The sequence below is a fragment of the Streptomyces fildesensis genome, from assembly GCF_016107395.1.
Lineage (GTDB): Bacteria > Actinomycetota > Actinomycetes > Streptomycetales > Streptomycetaceae > Actinacidiphila > Actinacidiphila fildesensis.
Genome location: NZ_JAAIKO010000001.1, coordinates 631,893 through 651,515, shown reverse-complemented (window position 1 = coordinate 651,515; position 19,623 = coordinate 631,893). Strand labels below are relative to the sequence as shown.

Here is a 19,623-nt window from a genome sequence, read left to right as displayed (position 1 = left end):
CCCTCAGGACCGTTCCGTCAGGCTCGGTAGGGGCGGGGCAACCCGCCCCTACCGGGAACCGACGCGACAAACAGGAGATAGACGTGATCCAGCAGGAGTCGCGACTGCGGATCGCCGACAACACTGGTGCGAAGGAAATCCTTTGCATCCGTGTTCTCGGTGGTTCGGGTCGCCGCTACGCGGGAATCGGTGACGTCATCGTTGCCACCGTCAAGGACGCGATCCCCGGTGGCAACGTGAAGAAGGGCGAGGTCGTCAAGGCGGTCATCGTCCGGACCGTCAAGGAGCGCCGTCGCGCAGACGGCTCGTACATCCGGTTCGACGAGAACGCCGCCGTCATTCTGAAGAACGACGGCGACCCCCGCGGCACCCGTATCTTCGGCCCGGTGGGCCGTGAGCTGCGCGAGAAGAAGTTCATGAAGATCGTTTCTCTCGCGCCGGAGGTGCTGTAACCGATGAAGATCAAGAAGGGCGACCTGGTCCAGGTCATCACCGGTAAGGACCGCGGCAAGCAGGGCAAGGTCATTGTGGCCTACCCCACTGAGAGCCGTGTCCTCGTCGAGGGTGTCAACCGGGTCAAGAAGCACACCAAGGCCGGCCAGTCCGACCGCGGTAGCAAGACCGGTGGGATCATCACGACCGAGGCCCCGATTCACATCAGCAATGTTCAGCTGATCGTGGAGAAGGACGGCAAGAAGGTCGTTACCCGCGTCGGTTACCGCTTCGACGACGAAGGCAACAAGATCCGCGTTGCCAAGCGGACGGGTGAGGACATCTGATGACTGCCACCACCACGCCGCGTCTGAAGACGCGCTACCGCGAGGAAATCTCGGGCAAGCTGCACGAGGAGTTCTCTTTCGAGAACGTCATGCAGATCCCGGGTCTGACCAAGATCGTGGTCAACATGGGTGTGGGCGACGCCGCCCGCGACTCCAAGCTGATCGAGGGCGCGATTCGCGACCTCGCCACGATCACCGGCCAGAAGCCGCAGGTCACCAAGGCCCGCAAGTCCATCGCGCAGTTCAAGCTGCGTGAGGGCCAGCCGATCGGCGCCCACGTCACCCTCCGCGGTGACCGTATGTGGGAGTTCCTGGACCGCGTGCTGTCACTCGCACTGCCGCGTATCCGTGACTTCCGCGGCCTGTCGCCGAAGCAGTTCGACGGCCGGGGCAACTACACCTTCGGTCTCACGGAGCAGGTCATGTTCCACGAGATCGACCAGGACAAGATCGACCGGGTCCGGGGCATGGACATCACCGTGGTTACCACGGCGACCAACGACGACGAGGGTCGTGCCCTGCTTCGTCACCTCGGCTTCCCGTTCAAGGAGATGTGACCGTGGCGAAGAAGGCTCTGATCGCTAAGGCCGCTCGCAAGCCCAAGTTCGCTGTGCGCGGTTACAACCGCTGCCAGCGCTGTGGCCGGCCGCACTCTGTCTACCGCAAGTTCGGCCTCTGCCGCGTGTGCCTTCGTGAGATGGCTCACCGTGGCGAGCTGCCGGGCGTGACCAAGAGCTCCTGGTAGATCCGGTTCCCTTCGGGGAATCCGGTGACCAGGAACTCTCGGTAAGCATCTGGACGGCAGGATGCCCTCCCCGTCTGCCGTAAGGTAGAGGGGTTGGGCGCCCTGTCGCCCATGACCGACTTACTACGCCGTAGGTCCCCGCGCCGCACCCGTCCCGACTTTGCTCGGGGAGAAGGATGGCGCAATGGAAACCCCGGCGAGAGAGGCCTAGGGCCAACTCATGACCATGACCGACCCCATCGCAGACATGCTCACCCGTCTGCGTAATGCGAACTCGGCGTATCACGATGACGTCGTGATGCCGTTCAGCAAGATCAAGTCGCACATCGCGGAGATCCTCCAGCAGGAGGGTTACATCACCGGCTGGAAGGTCGAGGATGCCGAGGTTGGCAAGAACCTCATCCTCGAGCTGAAGTTCGGTCCGAGCCGTGAGCGCTCGATCGCCGGCATCAAGCGCATCAGCAAGCCGGGCCTTCGGGTCTACGCAAAGTCCACCAATCTGCCCAAGGTGCTCGGCGGCCTGGGCGTGGCGATCATCTCCACGTCCCACGGTCTCCTCACCGGCCAGCAGGCCAGCAAGAAGGGCGTAGGTGGGGAAGTCCTCGCCTACGTCTGGTAATCGGGAACAGGAGGCATTGCAATGTCGCGCATCGGCAAGCTGCCCATCCCGGTTCCCGCCGGCGTGGACGTCACCATCGACGGCCGTACGGTCTCGGTGAAGGGCCCCAAGGGTTCCCTTTCCCACACCGTCGCTGCCCCGATCGATGTCGCCAAGGACGAGACCGGCACGCTCATCGTGTCGCGTCCTAACGACGAGCGTGTTTCGAAGGCCCTGCACGGCCTGTCCCGCACGCTGGTGGCGAACATGATCACTGGCGTGACCGCGGGTTACAGCAAGGCGCTCGAGATCAACGGCGTCGGCTACCGCGTCCAGGCGAAGGGCTCCAATCTGGAGTTCGCCCTGGGCTACAGCCACCCCGTCGTGATCGAGCCGCCGGAGGGCATCTCGTTCAAGGTGGAGTCGCCGACCAAGCTGAGTGTCGAGGGAATCGACAAGCAGAAGGTCGGCGAGGTAGCCGCGAACATCCGCAAGCTGCGGAAGCCCGACCCGTACAAGGGCAAGGGTGTTAAGTACGCGGGCGAAGTCATCCGCCGCAAGGTCGGAAAGGCTGGTAAGTAGCCATGGCATACGGTGTGAAGATCGCCAAGGGCAAGGCTTACAAGGGCGCGGCTCTCAAGCGTCGCCACATCCGCGTCCGCAAGCGGATCTCGGGCACGGAGGCGCGTCCGCGTCTCGTCGTGACCAGGTCCAACCGCGGCATCGTGGCGCAGGTTATCGACGACCTCGCGGGGCACACCCTCGCGTCGGCGTCGACCCTCGACCCGTCCATCCGTGGCGGCGAAGGCGACAAGTCCTCCAAGGCGAAGCAGGTCGGCCAGCTCGTGGCCGAGCGTGCCAAGGCCGCGGGTATTGAGACTGTCGTATTCGACCGTGGCGGCAATCAGTACGCAGGGCGCATTGCCGCCCTTGCGGACGCCGCCCGCGAAGCCGGACTCGAGTTCTGAGTTCGTCCCGCAGCTAGCGGATCAACGAAGAGAGGTAATTCCAATGGCTGGACCCCAGCGCCGCGGCAGCGGTGCCGGTGGCGGCGAGCGGCGTGACCGTAAGTCTGGGCGGGACGGCCAGCAGGCCGAGAAGACCGCCTACGTCGAGCGTGTTGTCGCGATCAACCGCGTCGCCAAGGTAGTCAAGGGTGGTCGTCGCTTCAGCTTCACCGCGCTGGTCGTGGTGGGCGATGGTGACGGCACCGTCGGTGTCGGTTATGGCAAGGCCAAGGAAGTTCCGGCCGCCATCGCCAAGGGTGTCGAGGAAGCGAAGAAGAACTTCTTCAAGGTTCCCCGCATCCAGGGCACCATCCCGCACCCGATCCAGGGCGAGAAGGCCGCGGGCGTCGTTCTGCTCAAGCCTGCTTCCCCCGGTACCGGTGTTATCGCCGGTGGCCCGGTGCGCGCCGTACTCGAGTGCGCCGGTATCCACGACGTTCTGTCCAAGAGCCTCGGCTCGGACAACGCGATCAACATCGTGCACGCCACGGTGGCCGCGCTTCAGGGCCTTCAGCGCCCCGAGGAGATCGCTGCCCGTCGTGGCCTGCCGCTGGAGGACGTCGCGCCCGCAGCTCTGCTGCGTGCACGTGCCGGGGTGGGTGCCTGATGGCTCGCCTCAAGGTCACGCAGATCAAGTCCTACATCGGTAGCAAGCAGAACCACCGTGACACCCTGCGTTCGCTCGGGCTCAAGCGCCTGAACGACGTGGTGGTCAAGGAGGACCGTCCGGAGATTCGCGGAATGGTCCAGACCGTCCGCCACCTCGTCACGGTCGAGGAGGTTGACTGACATGGGTGCTGAGAACCCGCAGAACCCCCTGAAGGTCCACAACCTGCGTCCCGCCCCGGGTGCCAAGACCGCCAAGACCCGTGTGGGTCGTGGCGAGGCGTCCAAGGGTAAGACCGCTGGTCGTGGTACCAAGGGCACGAAGGCCCGTTACCAGGTTCCGGCTCGCTTTGAGGGTGGGCAGATGCCCCTCCACATGCGCCTGCCGAAGCTCAAGGGCTTCAAGAACCCGTTCCGCGTCGAGTTCCAGGTCGTGAACCTGGACAAGCTCACCGCCCTCTACCCCGAGGGTGGAGAGGTCACGGTGGCCGATCTGGTCGCCAAGGGCGCGGTACGTAAGAACCAGCTCGTCAAGGTGCTCGGCACCGGCGAGATCACCGTGGCGCTGCAGGTTTCGGTTGACGCCGTCTCCGGCTCCGCCAAGGAGAAGATCGCTGCTGCCGGCGGCACCGTCACCGAGCTCATCTGAGTCTCGGCGACTGCTGCTGACAGCGACCGAATCGGGCCCGTTCCTCCTCGGAGGGACGGGCCCGATTCGGTAGCAGGCACCGAAGGACAAACTGCGCAAGTACGACCCTGACGTGTCTCTACCGGGTGGCGATCGCCAACTGGGGGAGACACGCGCTTCATACGGACCGCCACGCGCTGTTAGAGTCCGTTGGGTCGACTGGCGAAACTGCCCGCAGACTGTCCTCGCGCCCCATCCCGGCCGGTGATCCGCCGTCCGTGACAGACCATCTCGACCGACCCTTCCGCCCTGCTGCGCGGAAGGTGCAGGAGGCACCGTGCTCACCGCGTTCGCCCAGGCGTTCAAAACGCCTGACCTGCGCAAGAAGCTGCTGTTCACGCTGGGCATCATGGTGCTGTTCCGGCTCGGGGCGCACGTCCCGGTGCCAGGGGTGGACTACAAGGTCGTCAACGCGTGCATCAAGGACGCGGGCGGCGGGCAGGGCCTCTTCAGCCTGGTCAACCTCTTCAGCGGTGGTGCACTGCTCCAGCTGACCATCTTCGCGCTCGGGATCATGCCGTACATCACGGCGAGCATCATCCTGCAGCTGCTGACCGTGGTGATCCCACGCCTCGAAGCCCTCAAGAAGGAGGGCCAGGCGGGCACCGCGAAGATCACGCAGTACACCCGATACCTGACCGTGGCGCTGGCGATCCTGCAGGGCACCGGCCTGGTGGCCACCGCCCGCGGCGGCAGCCTCTTCTCCAGCTGCACCCAGCGCTACGACATCATCTCCAGCAAGTCGATCTTCACCACCGTCACGATGGTGGTCACGATGACCGCCGGTACCGTGATGATCATGTGGCTCGGCGAGCTGATCACCGACCGCGGCATCGGCAACGGTATGTCGATCCTGATGTTCGTCTCGATCGCGGCCGGCTTCCCGGGCGCCCTGTGGTCCATCAAGAGCTCCGGCAAGATCATGGGCGGCTGGTTCGAGTTCTTCATCGTCATCCTGATCGGCCTGGTGATGGTGGCCCTTGTGGTCTTCGTCGAACAGGCGCAACGCAGGATCCCGGTGCAGTACGCGAAGCGCATGATCGGCCGGCGGTCCTACGGCGGAACGTCCACGTATATCCCGCTCAAGGTGAACCAGGCGGGTGTGATTCCCGTCATCTTCGCCTCGTCGTTGCTCTACATTCCGGCCCTCGTCGTTCAGTTCAGCGGGTCGACAGCACCGTGGGCCCAGTGGGTCAGCGTCAACCTGACCAAGGGCGATCACCCCGCCTACCTGGCCGCTTACTTCCTGCTGATCGTCTTCTTCGCCTTCTTCTACGTCGCGATCTCGTTCAACCCCGAGGAAGTCGCCGACAATATGAAGAAGTATGGTGGCTTCATCCCGGGCATCCGGGCCGGTCGACCTACTGCTGAATACCTGAGCTACGTGTTGAACAGGATCACGTGGCCGGGATCGCTGTATCTGGGGCTCATCGCTCTCGTTCCCACCGTTGCCATCGCCTTGTTCAACGGCAGCACCAACTTCCCGTTCGGCGGGACCAGCATCCTGATCATCGTGGGTGTCGGCCTGGAGACCGTGAAGCAGATCGAGAGCCAGCTCCAGCAGCGCAACTACGAAGGGTTCCTCCGCTGATGCGAATCGTCCTCGTCGGGCCGCCTGGGGCCGGCAAGGGTACGCAGGCTGCGTTCCTCGCCAAGAACCTGTCGATCCCGCACATCTCGACGGGCGACCTCTTCCGCGCGAACATCAGCCAGGGCACCGCCCTGGGCAAGCAGGCGAAGTCCTACATGGACGCCGGCAACCTGGTGCCCGACGAAGTGACCATCGGGATGGCGAAGGACCGGCTCGACGAGCCGGACACCGAGGGCGGCTTCCTGCTCGACGGTTTCCCGCGCAACGTCCACCAGGCCGAGGCGCTCGACGCCTTCCTGGTCGAGCGCGGTATCGCGCTCGACGGGGTCCTGGACCTGGAGGTCCCGGAGGACGAGGTCGTCAAGCGCATCGCCGGCCGGCGCACCTGCCGCAAGGACACGGCGCACACGTTCCACATCACGTACAAGAAGCCCGAGGTCGAGGGTGTGTGCGACGAGTGCGGCGGCGAGCTCTACCAGCGTGACGACGACTCCGAGGCGACCGTGCGCAACCGCCTCGCCGTCTATCACCGGGAGACCGAGCCGATCATCGACTACTACCGGCAGCAGGACCTGGTGGCGACGATCTCGGCGCTCGGTCCGGTCGCGGAAGTCACCCAGCGGGCGATGGACGCACTGAAGAGCAACAAGAGCGCGTAGTACCCACACGTACACAGGTCGGCCGCGGTGCCCAGGTGGCACCGCGGCCGTACTGTTTGAGTGACGACTTTTTCAGAGAGGGCCACAGGCATGGTCGAGATCAAGACCCCGGAGCAGATCGCCAAGATGCGCGAGGCGGGGTTGGTCGTCGCGGCCATCCACCGGGCGTGCGGCGAGGCCGCGGTTCCGGGCGTGAGCACCAAGGAGCTCGACGAGATCGCCGCGAAGGTGATCGCCGAGCACGGTGCCAAGCCGAACTTCCTCGGGTACGGCGGCTTCACCGGCAACATCTGCACCTCGGTCAACGATGTCGTGGTGCACGGCATCCCGGACCGGGAGACCGTCCTGAAGGACGGCGACCTCATCTCCATCGACGCGGGCGCCATCATCGACGGCTGGCACGGCGACGCGGCCTTCACGGCCTTCGTGGGCACCGGTCACGCTCCGGAGCTCATCGAGCTCAGCCGGGTGACCGAGGAGTCCATGTGGGCCGGTATCGCCGCGATGAAGAAGGGCAACCGGCTCTCCGACGTCTCGGCGGCGATCGAGGGCTACATCCGCCGCCAGCCGCGGCCGGCGTCCGGCAAGTACGGCATCGTCGAGGAGTACGGCGGCCACGGCATCGGCTCCGAGATGCACATGGACCCGCATCTGCTGAACTACGTCAACAAGAAGCGCGGCCGGGGCATCAAGCTGGTGCCGGGTGTCTGCCTGGCGATCGAGCCGATGGTCACCCTCGGCACCCCGCACACCCACGTCCTCGAGGACGAGTGGACGGTCAAGAGCGACGACGGGTCCTGGTCCAGTCACTGGGAGCACTCGATCGCGCTGACCGAGCAGGGCCCGCTGGTGCTCACCGCCGTCGACGGCGGCAAGGCGAAGCTGGCGGAGTACGGGATCACGGCGGCCCCCGACCCGCTCGGGTGAGCCGAGGCCCCGGCGGACGGGGTCGGACGCAGCCGCTCGAAGCTTGTGAGGCGCTCCGGCGCCGAGCCCGCGAGAGCGGCATGAAGAGGATTCGACCCGCTCGGGTGAGTCCGGACGATCGTCGGACGCTGTTGGGCCGGGTGGAGTAACGATCACCCAACGTGGGCATCTACCCCGGATTCGTCATTCCGGGGTGCCTGCCGTAGACTGACACGTCGGCTCATGTATACCCGCACGTCTGCGTGATTTACCTGGGCCGATCAAGGTAGCCGATTCGAAGGGCGAAGCGTGGCCAAGAAGCAAGGTGCCATCGAAATCGAGGGCACCGTGATCGAGTCTCTCCCGAACGCGATGTTCCGGGTGGAGCTCCAGAACGGTCACAAGGTCCTCGCGCACATCAGTGGCAAGATGCGTATGCACTACATCCGCATCCTTCCCGATGACAGGGTCGTTGTGGAGCTGTCTCCCTACGACTTGACGCGCGGACGGATCGTCTACCGCTACAAGTAGATCTCGCTGCTGCCCCGCTCCCGTGGGGCGATGGCACGACCCGGAGAACCTGACATCACATGAAGGTCAAGCCGAGCGTCAAGAAGATCTGCGACAAGTGCAAGGTGATCCGCCGTCACGGTCGGGTCATGGTCATCTGCGACAACCTGCGCCACAAGCAGCGCCAGGGCTGACGCACGACCTGCAACTCGCAGTTCTTCCCGCGACGCACACACAGTAATTACGCAGTCACCCGTCCCGGTACGCCGGGACGACACCTTCGGCGGGGGCCGAGGACCCGGAACGTACCTCGTACGGCGGCCGGGAACGGTACTGCGGAAGACCTCCGAATCAACAGGAGCCATGAATGGCACGCCTTTCCGGCGTTGACCTCCCGCGTGAGAAGCGCGTGGAGATCGCCCTCACCTACGTCTTCGGCATCGGTCGCACCCGTGCCCAGGAGACCCTGAAGAACACTGGTGTGAACCCCGACATCCGCGTTCGCGACCTTGCCGAGGAAGACCTCGTCAAGCTCCGCGACTACGTGGACGCCAACTTCAAGACCGAGGGTGACCTCCGTCGCGAGGTGCAGGCCGACATCCGCCGCAAGGTGGAAATCGGCTGCTACCAGGGTCTGCGTCACCGTCGTGGCCTTCCGGTCCACGGTCAGCGCACGCACACCAACGCTCGTACCCGTAAGGGTCCGCGTCGCGCCATCGCCGGTAAGAAGAAGCCGGGCAAGAAGTAGTCCTAGCGGACGCAACTGCGGTGCCGCCGGGGGGCGACCCCGGATCTCCGCAGAAGAAAGCGGTTCGCTCAGGACCGACCACCTCCACGGGAGTAATACATGCCTCCGAAGGGCCGTCAGGGCGCAGTCAAGAAGGTGCGCCGCAAGGAAAAGAAGAACGTCGCTCATGGGCACGCCCACATCAAGAGCACGTTCAACAACACGATCGTCTCGATCACGGACCCCTCGGGCAACGTGATCGCTTGGGCCTCTGCCGGCCATGTCGGCTTCAAGGGCTCGCGCAAGTCGACTCCGTTCGCCGCACAGATGGCTGCCGAATCGGCTGCCCGTCGCGCGCAGGAGCACGGCATGCGCAAGGTCGACGTCTTCGTCAAGGGTCCCGGCTCCGGCCGTGAGACCGCGATCCGCTCCCTCCAGGCCACTGGCCTCGAGGTCGGCTCGATTCAGGACGTCACCCCCACTCCGCACAACGGATGCCGCCCGCCCAAGCGCCGCCGCGTCTGACCACCTGAAGTAGGAGACAAGACAATATGGCGCGTTACACCGGGGCCGACTGCAAGCGTTGCCGTCGGGAGAAGCAGAAGCTGTTCCTCAAGGGCAGCAAGTGCGAGAGCGCAAAGTGCCCGATCGAGATCCGTCCTTACCCCCCGGGTGAGCACGGCCGCGGGCGCACCAAGGACAGCGAGTACCTCCTTCAGCTTCGCGAGAAGCAGAAGTGTGCCCGTATCTACGGTGTACTCGAGAAGCAGTTCGTGAACTACTACAAGGAAGCGAACCAGAAGTCCGGCAAGACCGGTGAGAACCTTCTGCGCATCCTTGAGATCCGTCTCGACAACGTGGTCTACCGGGCCGGCTTCGCCAAGTCCCGCGACCACGCCCGTCAGCTGGTTCGTCACGGACACATCACCGTGAACGGCCGCAAGACCGACATCCCGTCGGCTCGCGTGGCTGTGAACGACATCGTCGAGGTTCGTGAGTCCTCGCGTCAGATGACCCCGTTCGTGGTCGCTGCCGCCGAGGCCGGCGAGAAGACCGTGCCCGCGTGGCTCGAGTCGATCCCGTCGAAGCTCCGGATCCTCGTGCACTCGCTGCCCGAGCGGCCTGTTATCGACACGCAGGTCCAGGAGCAGCTGATCGTGGAGCTCTACTCCAAGTAGTCCTTGGAGCGAAAGCTCAGCGATACGGGCGGCAGAACCCAACCGGGTCCTGCCGCCCGTACCCTTGCAGTACCCCTCGGCATCAAATAGCGGATGCCGATGACTGGAGGAACATCATGCTTATCGCTCAGCGTCCGTCGCTGACCGAAGAGGTCGTCGACGAATTCCGCTCCCGGTTCGTGATCGAGCCGCTGGAGCCGGGCTTCGGCTACACCCTCGGAAATTCCCTTCGCCGCACGCTTCTCTCCTCGATCCCCGGTGCCGCTGTCACCAGCATCCGGGTCGACGGCGTTCTGCACGAGTTCACCACCGTGCCGGGCGTCAAGGAGGACGTGACCGACGTCATCCTCAACATCAAGCAGCTCGTCGTCTCCTCGGAGCACGACGAGCCCGTCGTGATGTACCTGCGCAAGCAGGGCCCGGGTGTCGTCACCGCCGCCGACATCGCGCCCCCGGCCGGTGTCGAGGTGCACAACCCCGACCTGGTTCTGGCCACCCTGAACGCCAAGGGCAAGCTGGAGATGGAGCTGACCGTCGAGCGCGGTCGCGGCTACGTCTCCGCCGTCCAGAACAAGCAGCAGGGCCAGGAGATCGGCCGTATCCCGGTCGACTCCATCTACAGCCCGGTGCTCAAGGTCACGTACAAGGTCGAGGCGACCCGTGTCGAGCAGCGCACCGACTTCGACAAGCTGATCGTCGACGTCGAGACCAAGCAGGCCATGCGCCCGCGCGACGCCATGGCGTCGGCCGGTAAGACCCTGGTCGAGCTGTTCGGCCTGGCCCGCGAGCTCAACGTCGACGCCGAGGGCATCGACATGGGCCCGTCCCCGACGGACGCCGCTCTGGCCGCCGATCTGGCGCTGCCGATCGAGGAGCTCGAGCTCACCGTTCGTTCGTACAACTGCCTCAAGCGCGAGGGCATCCACTCCGTGGGTGAGCTCGTCGCCCGCTCCGAGGCCGACCTGCTCGACATCCGCAACTTCGGTGCGAAGTCGATCGACGAGGTCAAGGCGAAGCTGGCCGGCATGGGCCTGGCCCTCAAGGACAGCCCGCCCGGATTCGACCCCACCGCCGCCGCCGACGCCTTCGGCGCCGACGACGACGTGGACGCCGGCTTCGTGGAGACCGAGCAGTACTGATCCGACTCCGTCGCGGAGGCGGGCCCGACCGCGGTTCACCCCGCTGGTCCCCGCCTCCGCGCGGTTCGGCAAGGACTTCTGGCAGGCACACGCCCGTCGGACACTGACACCGGTACCTGATCCGGCCGGTGCAGAAAAGAAGGAGAAAGACCATGCCTCAGCCCGCCAAGGGTGCCCGTCTGGGCGGCAGCGCCGCGCACGAGCGTCACCTGCTCGCGAACCTTGCGAAGGCGCTGTTCGAGCACGGCCGCATCACCACCACCGAGGCCAAGGCGCGTCGTCTGCGTCCGGTCGCGGAGCGCCTCATCACCAAGGCGAAGAAGGGCGACATCCACAACCGTCGCCAGGTGCTGGCCACCATCACCGACAAGAGCATCGTGCACACGCTCTTCACGGAGATCGGCCCGCGCTACGAGAACCGCCCCGGTGGTTACACGCGTATCACCAAGATCGGCAACCGTCGTGGCGACAACGCCCCGATGGCGGTCATCGAGCTGGTCGAGGCCCTGACCGTGGCCCAGGCCGCCACCGGTGAGGCCGAAGCCGCGACGAAGCGCGCGGTGAAGGAAGACACCCTCAAGAAGGACGACGCCGTCGAGGCGAAGTCCGACGAGGTCGTCGAGGACGCCAAGCCGGCCGAGAAGGCCGACGAGGAGTCGAAGGACGCCTGATCCAGGCGTTCGGCGTACTACGGACGGGCCCGCTCCCAGCTTCTGGGGGCGGGCCCGTTCCGCATGCACGGCATGATCAGCACCATCGGCACGAGAGGACCGCACGGTGAGCGACGAGGTGGAGCCCGGTTTCGTACGGGTGCGGCTGGACCTGTCGTACGACGGGGCCGAATTCTCCGGCTGGGCGAAGCAGCGGACCCGGCGCACCGTGCAGGGCGACCTGGAGGCGGCGCTGCAGACCGTCATGCGGCTGCGGGAATCGGTCTCCCTGACGGTGGCCGGCCGCACGGACGCGGGAGTGCACGCGCGCGGCCAGGTCGCGCACCTGGACCTGGCCGAGGACGTGTGGGCCGAGCACGGCGAGAAGCTGCTCAGACGGCTCGCAGGCAAGCTGCCGCAGGACGTGCGGGTGTGGCGGGTCGCCGTGGCCCCGCGGGCCTTCAACGCCCGGTTCTCGGCCGTCTGGCGGCGTTACGCGTACCGGGTCGGCGACCAGCAGGCCGGGGTCGACCCGCTGCTGCGCGGGCACGTGCTGTGGCACGACCGGCCGCTGGACGTGGACCTCATGAACGAGGCGGCAGGGAAGCTGCTGGGCGAGCACGATTTCGCGGCGTACTGCAAGAAGCGCGAGGGTGCGACGACCATCCGCAAGCTGCTCGATCTGCACTGGGAGCGCACGCCCGACGGGATCGCCGTCGCGACCGTGCGGGCCGACGCGTTCTGCCACAACATGGTGCGGGCGCTGGTCGGCTCCATGCTGCTGGTCGGGGACGGGCACCGGCCGGCGGAGTTCCCCGGCGAGGTGCTGGCCGCCGGGGTCCGCAACTCCGCGGTCAATGTGGTGCGCCCGCACGGGCTGACGCTGGAGGAGGTCGGCTACCCGGCGGACGACCAGCTCGCGGCCCGCAACCTGCTGGCCCGCAATCTGCGGACGCTGCCCGGCTGCCTCTGAGCGGCCGCCGTCAGTTCCCGGCGGCCGTGTCGCGCGCCGCCGCGTCCTTGCCGCGCTGCACGATGCGCTCGAAGGCGAAGTTCGACGCGTCGATCCCGGCCTGCTTGGACGCGGTGTCGGCGCTGGTCGCGGTCGTGCCGTTCTTGGGCCCGGAGATCGTGTAGTAGGCGTAGCGGCCGACCGCGTTGGAGGTCGTCCAGCAGGACACGTTGTGGCAGAACGCGGCGACTCCGCCGCCGTTCAGCGGCAGCAGGAAGTGCAGGGTGGCCTTGGCCTTGTCGGCCGGCGCCTTGTCGTCGAAGACCGCGACGCCGACGGTGACCGCCGAGCCGCCCAGCACGTACGTCGCCCGGATCACCTGGCGGCAGTGGTTCTGCGGCAGCGCGGTGGCGAGGCCGTCGGTGGCCGCCGCGGCGCAGCTCGTCGTCTGGGTGCCGGCGGTCCTGGTGTACGTGCGGCCCGCGATGGTCATCAGCTTGCCGGGGAAGAGGGTCTCCGCGCTGATGGGGGCGGTGTCCTTCTTGGCCGTGGAGATGTAGTCCAGCGGGTTCTTCGGGGGCGGCGGCGCGACCGAGGAGAAGGACGGCTCGGGCGGCAGCGGCTGGGAGGGCGCCGTGGTGGTGGGGCCCGCCTTCGGCTTGCCGTCGCTCTTGTTGGACGCCACGACGGCGGCCGCGACGATCCCCGCGACGGCCACCGCGGCGAGCGCTCCGCCACCGACCATGAACAGCTTGCGGCGCTTCGCCGCGGCCTCGCGCTGCGCGGCGAGCGCTCCCCAGTCGGGGGCGTTGGACTGCGGGGCCTGCGGGAAGGCGCCGGGGCCGGCCGCCGGGCCCTGCGACTGCTGGGGGAAGGCCGGCGGGGCGCCGGCGGCGCCGAGGCCGCTCGTCGGCGGGGCCCAGGCGGGAGCCTGCGGTGCGCCGGGGTCGCCCTGCGGGGGCTGCTGGGCCTGCTGCTGAGCCCGCTCGGGCTGTTGGGCGCCGGCCGGGGGCCGGGCCTGTGCTCCGGGGCCGTACGGGTCCGGCTGCGCCGGTGCCTGCGGTGCCGTGCCGTCGGGTATCCGCGGTGGCTGCGGGGCGCCCGCCGCGGGCGGCCCGGCCTGGTAGGGGAGCGGCCGGGACGGGATGACCCGCCCCTCCAGCACCTCGCGCCGGCCCTCGCCCCCGGACTCGGGCGGGGTGGGCGCCGTGAAGCCCTGGCGCGGGTCGTGGGGAGGCGTGGGCCCATCAGTCATGACGCGCATCATATTCGGCGAACGGGTGACGCGGACGCCCGATCCGGGCGGTCCCGGGCACCGCTGTCCGGGTGCTGGAAATCGGTTTGGGCCCGGGCCCTGGCAGGGGCGAGAATCCAGAGCTATGGGACATGTAGAGGCGGCACACCTGGAGTACTACCTTCCGGATGGACGGGTGCTGCTCGGCGACGTCTCGTTCCGGGTGGGAGAAGGCGCCAAGGTCGCTCTGGTCGGGGCGAACGGCGCGGGCAAGACGACCCTGCTGCGGCTGATCTCGGGAGAGCTCAAGCCGGACGGCGGCTCGGTGACCATCAGCGGCGGGCTCGGCGTCATGCCGCAGTTCGTGGGTTCGGTCCGGGACGACCGGACGGTCCGGGACCTGCTGGTCTCCGTATCGCGGGCGCGGATCAGGACGGCCGCGAAGGCCGTGGACGCGGCCGAGCTGGCGATCATGGCGCAGGACGACGAACCGGCCCAGATGGCCTACGCGCACGCGCTCAGCGACTGGGCGGAGGCGCACGGCTACGAGGCCGAGAACATGTGGGACATGTGCACCCTGTCCGCACTGGGCGTCCCGTACGAGCGGGCGCAGTGGCGCGAGGTCAAGACGCTCTCCGGCGGTGAGCAGAAGCGCCTGGTGCTGGAGGCCCTGCTGCGCGGCACCGACGAGGTGCTGCTGCTGGACGAGCCGGACAACTATCTGGACGTACCCGGCAAGCGCTGGCTGGAGGAACAGCTCGCGCAGACCAAGAAGACCGTGTTGTTCGTCTCCCACGACCGGGAGCTGCTGGCCCGCTCCGCGGAGCGCATCGTCAGCGTCGAGCCGGGGCCCGCGGGCTCCGACGTCTGGGTGCACGGCGGCGGCTTCGGCACGTACCACCAGGCGCGCAAGGACCGCTTCGCGCGGTTCGAGGAGCTGCGGCGCCGGTGGGAGGAAGAACACACCAAGATCAAGCAGATGGTCTTCCGGCTGCGCCAGCAGGCCGCGATCAGTCCGGACATGGCGTCGCGGTACCACGCGGCCCAGACCCGGCTGAAGCGCTTCGAGGACGCGGGTGCCCCTCAGGAGCCGCCGCGCGAGCAGGACATCAAGATGCGGCTGCGCGGCGGCCGTACCGGGGTGCGGGCGGTGACCTGCGAGGGGCTGGAGCTCACGGGGCTGATGCAGCCGTTCGACCTGGAGATCTACTACGGCGAGCGGGTCGCGGTGCTCGGCTCCAACGGGTCGGGTAAATCACACTTCCTGCGGCTGCTGGCCGGCCAGGACGTCCGGCACACCGGTTCCTGGAAGCTCGGCGCCCGGGTGGTGCCCGGCCACTTCGCGCAGACCCACGCGCACCCGGAGCTGGAGGGGCGCTCGCTGGTCGACATCCTGTGGACCGAGAACGCGCACGACCGCGGCCGGGCGATGGGCGTGCTGCGCCGCTACGAGCTGGAACGGCAGGGCGACCAGAACTTCGGCAGCCTCTCCGGGGGCCAGCAGGCCCGCTTCCAGATCCTCCTGATGGAGCTGGCGGGTACCACCGCGCTCCTGCTGGACGAGCCGACGGACAACCTTGACCTGGAGAGCGCCGAGGCCCTCCAGGAGGGCCTGGAGGCCTACGACGGCACGGTGCTCGCGGTGACCCACGACCGCTGGTTCGCCCGGTCCTTCGACCGCTATCTGGTCTTCGGCTCGGACGGATTCGTCCGCGAGTCGACGGAGCCGGTCTGGGACGAGCGCCGGGTGGAGCGCAAACGGTAGGGCCGCGGGCGGTGACGACCAGGTGACGGACGGCTGACGACAAGCTCCTGACCAGGGCATTGGGCCGCGTTTTGACCCGTACGGTCGAAGCCGGGTATTCTGCGAGTTCGTTATGCGTATTGGCTTGCTCGTTCTCACGTGAGAGGCCCTTACGCCGGTCCGCCGGGCCGAACACCAGCGGCAGTACCGGGTTGCGTCCCCGAGTACCGCCAGGGCTGTCGTGATCGTCCGGGTGGCCTTGTCAGGACTCCACTCTCTGAAGAAGCGAAGGCTACGACCGTGCGTACGTTCAGCCCCAAGCCCGGCGATGTAACTCGCCAGTGGCACGTCATCGACGCGCAGGACGTTGTCCTGGGCCGTCTGGCCTCTCAGGCCGCGAACCTTCTCCGGGGCAAGCACAAGCCTGTGTACGCCCCGCACGTTGACACCGGTGACTTCGTCATCATCATCAACGCCGACAAGGTTCACCTGTCCGGCAACAAGAAGTCCCAGAAGATGGCCTACCGCCACTCTGGCTTCCCGGGTGGTCTGCGCTCCGTCCGTTACGACGAGCTGCTCGACAAGAACCCCGAGAAGGCCGTCGAGAAGGCCATCAAGGGCATGGTCCCGAAGAACACCCTGGGCCGTCAGATGCTCTCGAAGCTGAAGGTCTACGCGGGTGCCGAGCACCCGCACGCTGCGCAGCAGCCGGTCCCGTTCGTGATCAGCCAGGTCTCGCAGTAGTCCCGGCCACCAGCTACCAGCAGAAAGCATCTGAGGAGAATCGTGGCTGAGACCACTACCGAGGCCCCCGTCGTCGAGGCTGACGACACCACCGAGACCGTTGAGGCCTTCGGGTCCGAGGAGGCTCCTACGGAGTACACCTCGGAGTCCGAGGCTCCGGAGGAGTACACCTCCGAGTCTCTCGCGGGCCGCTTCGGCGACCCGCAGCCGGCAGCCGGCACCGGCCGCCGCAAGCAGTCCATCGCCCGTGTCCGCATCGTGCCGGGCTCTGGCAAGTGGAAGATCAACGGTCGCACCCTCGAGGGTTACTTCCCGAACAAGGTGCACCAGCAGGAAGTCAACGAGCCGTTCAAGCTCCTTGAGCTGGACAACCGCTACGACGTCATCGCGCGTATCGGTGGCGGCGGCATCTCCGGCCAGGCCGGTGCGCTGCGCCTGGGTGTTGCCCGTGCGCTGAACGAGGCGGACACGGACAACAACCGCGCCGCCCTCAAGAAGGCCGGATTCCTGACGCGTGACGACCGTGCGGTCGAGCGCAAGAAGGCCGGTCTGAAGAAGGCCCGTAAGGCGCCGCAGTTCAGCAAGCGCTAATCACGCTCGGCGTTCGCCCCGGAGGCACTTTGTGCGCCTCCGGGGCGTTCGCTTTTTAGTGCCCAGGGCGTATATCTGTCGGTAACGCCCATGGTTCCCATACTCGGAGGAATAACAGTGGGACGACTCTTCGGCACGGACGGCGTGCGCGGCGTCGCCAACGCGGACCTGACCGCCGAGCTGGCGCTCGGCCTGTCCGTCGCGGCGGCTCATGTGCTCGCTGAGGCGGGCTCGTTCCAGGGTCATCGGCCGGTGGCCGTGGTCGGACGCGATCCGCGTGCTTCGGGGGAGTTTCTGGAGGCCGCCATCGTGGCGGGCCTCGCGAGCGCGGGCGTGGACGTCCTGCGGGTCGGTGTGCTGCCCACCCCAGCGGTGGCGTATCTCACCGGTGCGCTGGGTGCCGACCTCGGCGTGATGCTCTCCGCCAGCCACAACGCGATGCCGGACAACGGCATCAAGATCCTGGCCCGCGGCGGCCACAAGCTCGACGACGAGCTCGAAGAGCGCATCGAGAAGACCTACGAGGAGCACCGCGCGGGCGAGCCCTGGGACCGGCCGACCGGTTCCGGCGTCGGCCGCGTGAAGGACTACACCGAGGGCTTCGACCAGTACGTCGCGCACCTCATGGGGGTGCTGCCGAACCGCCTCGACGGACTGAAGATCGTCCTGGACGAGGCGCACGGCGCCGCCGCCTGGGTGTCGCCCGAGGCGTTCTCCCGGGCCGGCGCCGAGATCATCACGATCGGCGCCCAGCCCGACGGCCTGAACATCAACGACGGCTGCGGCTCCACGCACCTCGAACTGCTCAAGGCCGCCGTCGTCGAGCACGGCGCGGACTTCGGCATCGCCCATGACGGCGACGCGGACCGCTGCCTGGCCATCGACGCCGACGGCGACGAGGTCGACGGCGACCAGATCCTGGCCGTGCTGGCCCTGGACCTGCGCGAGCGGGGCGGGCTGCGGGAGAACACCGTGGTCGGCACCGTCATGTCCAACCTCGGCTTCAAGCTGGCGATGGAACGCGAGGGCATCCACCTCGTCGAGACGGCGGTCGGTGACCGCTATGTGCTGGAGTCGATGAAGGAGCACGGCTACGCGCTGGGCGGCGAGCAGTCCGGCCACGTCATCATCCTGGACCACGCCACGACCGGCGACGGCACGCTGACCGGCCTCATGCTGGCCGCCCGCGTCGCCGCCACCGGCCGCACGCTGGCCGATCTGGCCGGCGTCATGCAGCGGCTCCCGCAGGTGCTGGTGAACGTTCCGGACGTCGACAAGAGCCGGGTCAACACCGCTCCCGAGCTGGCGGCCGCGGTCGCCGAGGCCGAGCGCGAACTGGGCACCACCGGACGGGTCCTGCTGCGTTCCTCCGGCACCGAGCCGCTGGTCCGCGTCATGGTCGAGGCCGCCGACATCGACCACGCCCGCGCGGTCGCGGGCCGGCTGGCCGACGTCGTGAAGTCCGTCCTCGGCTAGGGCGTGTCGCGAAAGTAGCGCCGCCCGCCCGGATTCCCGGGCGGGCGGCGCGCGTTCGGTGCGCGGTGAGTTCAGAGCTTGCGCAGCGACAGCCGCTGGACCTTGTGCTGCGGGCCCTTGCGGAGCACCAGCGTGGCGCGGCTGCGCGTCGGCAGCACATTCTGCTGCAGGTTGGGCTTGTTGACGGTCCGCCACATCAGCCGGGCGTACTCCATCGCCTCCGCCTCCGAGACCTGCGTGTACTTGCGGAAGTACGAGAACGGGTTCTGGAACGCCGTCTCACGGAGCTTGCGGAACCGGCCGAGGTACCACTGCTCGATGTCCTCGGTACGCGCGTCGACGTACACGCTGAAGTCGAAGAAGTCGGCGAGGCCGACACGGGTGCGGCCGTCCTTGCCGGGTAGCGCCGGCTGCAGCACGTTCAGGCCCTCGACGATGAGGATGTCGGGCCGGCGCACCGTCAGGCGCTCCCCGGGGACGATGTCGTAGATCAGGTGCGAGTAGACGGGTGCGGTCACCTCGTCCTTGCCCGCCTTCACATCGGCGACGAAGCGGGTCAGCGCGCGCCGGTCGTAGGACTCCGGGAAGCCCTTGCGCGACATCAGGTCGCGGCGGTGCAGTTCGGCGTTGGGCAGCAGGAAACCGTCGGTGGTCACCAGCTCGACCCGCGGGTGCTCGGGCCAGCGGGCCAGCAGCGCGCGCAGGATACGGGCGGTGGTCGACTTCCCGACGGCGACGCTCCCCGCCACCCCGATGACGAACGGGGTGCCGGGCTGTTCGCCCTGCCCGTTGCCCGCGTCGCCCAGGAAGGTGTTCAGGGCGCCCCGCAGGCCGCTGTGGGCGGCCACGTACAGATTGAGCAGCCGGGACAGCGGCAGATACACGTCCACGACCTCGTCCAGGTCGATGACGTCGCCCAGGCCCCGCAGCCGCTCCACCTCGTCGGCGGTCAGCGGCAGTGGCGTCCGCTCCCGCAGCGCGCTCCACTCCGCGCGGCTGAGGTCCACGTACGGGCTGATCTCGGCGCGTCGGCGCTGCTGCTGATCGGTGGTCGGCACACGCCCCATTGTGCTGCCGCGCCGCGCCCGGCTCACCTCGG

Annotated in this window: 27 protein-coding genes; 25 read left to right on the top strand and 2 right to left on the bottom strand. The window is 67.5% G+C overall.

Annotated features, from left to right (window positions below; genetic code table 11):
• Positions 1 to 83 precede the first annotated feature (83 nt).
• The 21 genes from rplN to truA all read left to right on the top strand — a co-directional run bounded on the left by rplN (position 84) and on the right by truA (position 12,756).
• Positions 84 to 452 carry a 50S ribosomal protein L14 gene (gene rplN, locus C6N31_RS02895; RefSeq protein WP_073492414.1) on the top strand — a complete coding sequence of 123 codons (369 nt, stop codon included), beginning with the start codon at positions 84 to 86 and terminating at the stop codon, positions 450 to 452.
• Positions 453 to 455: 3 nt separating this feature from the next.
• On the top strand, positions 456 to 779 hold the full coding sequence (gene rplX / locus C6N31_RS02890; protein WP_138352905.1) for a 50S ribosomal protein L24: 324 nt from the start codon (positions 456 to 458) through the stop codon (positions 777 to 779).
• Positions 779 to 1,336, top strand: a complete 558-nt coding sequence (gene rplE / locus C6N31_RS02885; protein ID WP_138352906.1) for a 50S ribosomal protein L5 — start codon at positions 779 to 781, stop codon at positions 1,334 to 1,336. The genes rplX and rplE overlap by 1 nt, the downstream gene beginning before the upstream one ends.
• Before the next feature lie 2 nt (positions 1,337 to 1,338).
• The gene (locus C6N31_RS02880; protein WP_073492416.1) at positions 1,339 to 1,524 is read left to right on the top strand and encodes a type Z 30S ribosomal protein S14; all 186 of its coding nucleotides are present in this window, start codon (positions 1,339 to 1,341) and stop codon (positions 1,522 to 1,524) included.
• Between the two features lie 220 nt (positions 1,525 to 1,744).
• Positions 1,745 to 2,143, top strand: coding sequence for a 30S ribosomal protein S8 (rpsH, locus tag C6N31_RS02875; RefSeq protein WP_138352907.1), 399 nt, complete (start codon positions 1,745 to 1,747; stop codon positions 2,141 to 2,143).
• A 21-nt stretch (positions 2,144 to 2,164) separates the two neighbouring features.
• Positions 2,165 to 2,704, top strand: coding sequence for a 50S ribosomal protein L6 (gene rplF / locus C6N31_RS02870; RefSeq protein ID WP_138352908.1), 540 nt, complete (start codon positions 2,165 to 2,167; stop codon positions 2,702 to 2,704).
• A 2-nt stretch (positions 2,705 to 2,706) separates the two neighbouring features.
• The gene (gene rplR, locus C6N31_RS02865) at positions 2,707 to 3,090 is read left to right on the top strand and encodes a 50S ribosomal protein L18 (protein WP_138352909.1); all 384 of its coding nucleotides are present in this window, start codon (positions 2,707 to 2,709) and stop codon (positions 3,088 to 3,090) included.
• Positions 3,091 to 3,133: 43 nt separating this feature from the next.
• Complete coding sequence (gene rpsE / locus C6N31_RS02860; RefSeq protein WP_138352910.1) at positions 3,134 to 3,736, top strand: 30S ribosomal protein S5; 603 nt, start codon at positions 3,134 to 3,136, stop codon at positions 3,734 to 3,736.
• A complete protein-coding gene (gene rpmD / locus C6N31_RS02855) occupies positions 3,736 to 3,918 on the top strand; it encodes a 50S ribosomal protein L30 (RefSeq protein WP_138352911.1) in 183 nt (60 codons plus the stop codon). Before rpsE ends, rpmD begins: the two co-directional genes overlap by 1 nt.
• A 1-nt stretch (position 3,919) precedes the next feature.
• Entirely contained in the window at positions 3,920 to 4,384 is a 465-nt protein-coding gene (gene rplO, locus C6N31_RS02850; RefSeq protein ID WP_138352912.1) for a 50S ribosomal protein L15, read from the top strand.
• A 316-nt stretch (positions 4,385 to 4,700) separates the two neighbouring features.
• The gene (gene secY, locus C6N31_RS02845) at positions 4,701 to 6,014 is read left to right on the top strand and encodes a preprotein translocase subunit SecY (protein ID WP_138352913.1); all 1,314 of its coding nucleotides are present in this window, start codon (positions 4,701 to 4,703) and stop codon (positions 6,012 to 6,014) included.
• The gene (locus C6N31_RS02840) at positions 6,014 to 6,673 is read left to right on the top strand and encodes an adenylate kinase (RefSeq protein WP_138352914.1); all 660 of its coding nucleotides are present in this window, start codon (positions 6,014 to 6,016) and stop codon (positions 6,671 to 6,673) included. The genes secY and C6N31_RS02840 overlap by 1 nt, the downstream gene beginning before the upstream one ends.
• Before the next feature lie 90 nt (positions 6,674 to 6,763).
• On the top strand, positions 6,764 to 7,600 hold the full coding sequence (gene map / locus C6N31_RS02835) for a type I methionyl aminopeptidase (protein ID WP_138352915.1): 837 nt from the start codon (positions 6,764 to 6,766) through the stop codon (positions 7,598 to 7,600).
• Between the two features lie 288 nt (positions 7,601 to 7,888).
• Positions 7,889 to 8,110 carry a translation initiation factor IF-1 gene (gene infA, locus C6N31_RS02830; protein WP_014047798.1) on the top strand — a complete coding sequence of 74 codons (222 nt, stop codon included), beginning with the start codon at positions 7,889 to 7,891 and terminating at the stop codon, positions 8,108 to 8,110.
• 59 nt (positions 8,111 to 8,169) lie between these two features.
• The gene (rpmJ, locus tag C6N31_RS02825; RefSeq protein ID WP_003956441.1) at positions 8,170 to 8,283 is read left to right on the top strand and encodes a 50S ribosomal protein L36; all 114 of its coding nucleotides are present in this window, start codon (positions 8,170 to 8,172) and stop codon (positions 8,281 to 8,283) included.
• 173 nt (positions 8,284 to 8,456) lie between these two features.
• Positions 8,457 to 8,837 carry a 30S ribosomal protein S13 gene (gene rpsM, locus C6N31_RS02820; RefSeq protein WP_138352916.1) on the top strand — a complete coding sequence of 127 codons (381 nt, stop codon included), beginning with the start codon at positions 8,457 to 8,459 and terminating at the stop codon, positions 8,835 to 8,837.
• A gap of 99 nt (positions 8,838 to 8,936) precedes the next feature.
• On the top strand, positions 8,937 to 9,341 hold the full coding sequence (gene rpsK / locus C6N31_RS02815; RefSeq protein WP_138352917.1) for a 30S ribosomal protein S11: 405 nt from the start codon (positions 8,937 to 8,939) through the stop codon (positions 9,339 to 9,341).
• A 26-nt stretch (positions 9,342 to 9,367) separates the two neighbouring features.
• On the top strand, positions 9,368 to 9,994 hold the full coding sequence (gene rpsD / locus C6N31_RS02810) for a 30S ribosomal protein S4 (protein ID WP_138352918.1): 627 nt from the start codon (positions 9,368 to 9,370) through the stop codon (positions 9,992 to 9,994).
• Between the two features lie 116 nt (positions 9,995 to 10,110).
• Positions 10,111 to 11,133 (top strand): DNA-directed RNA polymerase subunit alpha, encoded by a 1,023-nt coding sequence (locus C6N31_RS02805; RefSeq protein WP_033177813.1) that lies wholly within the window; start codon positions 10,111 to 10,113, stop codon positions 11,131 to 11,133.
• Positions 11,134 to 11,285: 152 nt separating this feature from the next.
• The gene (gene rplQ / locus C6N31_RS02800) at positions 11,286 to 11,804 is read left to right on the top strand and encodes a 50S ribosomal protein L17 (protein WP_138352919.1); all 519 of its coding nucleotides are present in this window, start codon (positions 11,286 to 11,288) and stop codon (positions 11,802 to 11,804) included.
• 106 nt (positions 11,805 to 11,910) lie between these two features.
• Positions 11,911 to 12,756 (top strand): tRNA pseudouridine(38-40) synthase TruA, encoded by an 846-nt coding sequence (truA, locus tag C6N31_RS02795; protein WP_198357081.1) that lies wholly within the window; start codon positions 11,911 to 11,913, stop codon positions 12,754 to 12,756.
• A gap of 10 nt (positions 12,757 to 12,766) precedes the next feature.
• On the opposite strand, the gene C6N31_RS02790 is transcribed toward truA, so the two are convergent.
• On the bottom strand, positions 12,767 to 13,990 hold the full coding sequence (locus tag C6N31_RS02790) for a hypothetical protein (RefSeq protein ID WP_187144983.1): 1,224 nt from the start codon (positions 13,988 to 13,990) through the stop codon (positions 12,767 to 12,769).
• 124 nt (positions 13,991 to 14,114) lie between these two features.
• Here C6N31_RS02790 and C6N31_RS02785 point away from each other — a divergent pair, with 124 nt between their 5' ends.
• The 4 genes from C6N31_RS02785 (at position 14,115) to glmM (ending at position 18,524) form a co-directional block, all read left to right on the top strand.
• Positions 14,115 to 15,734 carry an ABC-F family ATP-binding cassette domain-containing protein gene (locus C6N31_RS02785; RefSeq protein WP_138352921.1) on the top strand — a complete coding sequence of 540 codons (1,620 nt, stop codon included), beginning with the start codon at positions 14,115 to 14,117 and terminating at the stop codon, positions 15,732 to 15,734.
• A 279-nt stretch (positions 15,735 to 16,013) separates the two neighbouring features.
• Complete coding sequence (rplM, locus tag C6N31_RS02780) at positions 16,014 to 16,457, top strand: 50S ribosomal protein L13 (protein WP_138352922.1); 444 nt, start codon at positions 16,014 to 16,016, stop codon at positions 16,455 to 16,457.
• Positions 16,458 to 16,499: 42 nt separating this feature from the next.
• A complete protein-coding gene (gene rpsI, locus C6N31_RS02775; RefSeq protein ID WP_138352923.1) occupies positions 16,500 to 17,048 on the top strand; it encodes a 30S ribosomal protein S9 in 549 nt (182 codons plus the stop codon).
• 117 nt (positions 17,049 to 17,165) lie between these two features.
• The gene (gene glmM / locus C6N31_RS02770; RefSeq protein WP_138352924.1) at positions 17,166 to 18,524 is read left to right on the top strand and encodes a phosphoglucosamine mutase; all 1,359 of its coding nucleotides are present in this window, start codon (positions 17,166 to 17,168) and stop codon (positions 18,522 to 18,524) included.
• Positions 18,525 to 18,595: 71 nt separating this feature from the next.
• Here the strand turns inward: glmM and coaA are convergent, their stop codons facing one another.
• Positions 18,596 to 19,591, bottom strand: a complete 996-nt coding sequence (gene coaA / locus C6N31_RS02765) for a type I pantothenate kinase (protein WP_138352993.1) — start codon at positions 19,589 to 19,591, stop codon at positions 18,596 to 18,598.
• Positions 19,592 to 19,623 lie beyond the last annotated feature (32 nt).

Bases quoted from the DNA above. Each gene is read 5' to 3' on its own strand.
- rplX (WP_138352905.1), top strand. From the start codon at position 456: ATGAAGATCAAGAAGGGCGACCTGGTCCAGGTCATCACCGGTAAGGAC.
- rplE (WP_138352906.1), top strand. From the start codon at position 779: ATGACTGCCACCACCACGCCGCGTCTGAAGACGCGCTACCGCGAGGAA.
- rpsH (WP_138352907.1), top strand. From the start codon at position 1,745: ATGACCATGACCGACCCCATCGCAGACATGCTCACCCGTCTGCGTAAT.
- rplF (WP_138352908.1), top strand. From the start codon at position 2,165: ATGTCGCGCATCGGCAAGCTGCCCATCCCGGTTCCCGCCGGCGTGGAC.
- rplR (WP_138352909.1), top strand. From the start codon at position 2,707: ATGGCATACGGTGTGAAGATCGCCAAGGGCAAGGCTTACAAGGGCGCG.
- rpsE (WP_138352910.1), top strand. From the start codon at position 3,134: ATGGCTGGACCCCAGCGCCGCGGCAGCGGTGCCGGTGGCGGCGAGCGG.
- rpmD (WP_138352911.1), top strand. From the start codon at position 3,736: ATGGCTCGCCTCAAGGTCACGCAGATCAAGTCCTACATCGGTAGCAAG.
- rplO (WP_138352912.1), top strand. From the start codon at position 3,920: ATGGGTGCTGAGAACCCGCAGAACCCCCTGAAGGTCCACAACCTGCGT.
- C6N31_RS02840 (WP_138352914.1), top strand. From the start codon at position 6,014: ATGCGAATCGTCCTCGTCGGGCCGCCTGGGGCCGGCAAGGGTACGCAG.
- map (WP_138352915.1), top strand. From the start codon at position 6,764: ATGGTCGAGATCAAGACCCCGGAGCAGATCGCCAAGATGCGCGAGGCG.
- rpmJ (WP_003956441.1), top strand. From the start codon at position 8,170: ATGAAGGTCAAGCCGAGCGTCAAGAAGATCTGCGACAAGTGCAAGGTG.
- rpsM (WP_138352916.1), top strand. From the start codon at position 8,457: ATGGCACGCCTTTCCGGCGTTGACCTCCCGCGTGAGAAGCGCGTGGAG.
- rpsK (WP_138352917.1), top strand. From the start codon at position 8,937: ATGCCTCCGAAGGGCCGTCAGGGCGCAGTCAAGAAGGTGCGCCGCAAG.
- rpsD (WP_138352918.1), top strand. From the start codon at position 9,368: ATGGCGCGTTACACCGGGGCCGACTGCAAGCGTTGCCGTCGGGAGAAG.
- C6N31_RS02805 (WP_033177813.1), top strand. From the start codon at position 10,111: ATGCTTATCGCTCAGCGTCCGTCGCTGACCGAAGAGGTCGTCGACGAA.
- rplQ (WP_138352919.1), top strand. From the start codon at position 11,286: ATGCCTCAGCCCGCCAAGGGTGCCCGTCTGGGCGGCAGCGCCGCGCAC.
- C6N31_RS02790 (WP_187144983.1), bottom strand. From the start codon at position 13,990: ATGACTGATGGGCCCACGCCTCCCCACGACCCGCGCCAGGGCTTCACG.
- C6N31_RS02785 (WP_138352921.1), top strand. From the start codon at position 14,115: ATGGGACATGTAGAGGCGGCACACCTGGAGTACTACCTTCCGGATGGA.
- coaA (WP_138352993.1), bottom strand. From the start codon at position 19,591: ATGGGGCGTGTGCCGACCACCGATCAGCAGCAGCGCCGACGCGCCGAG.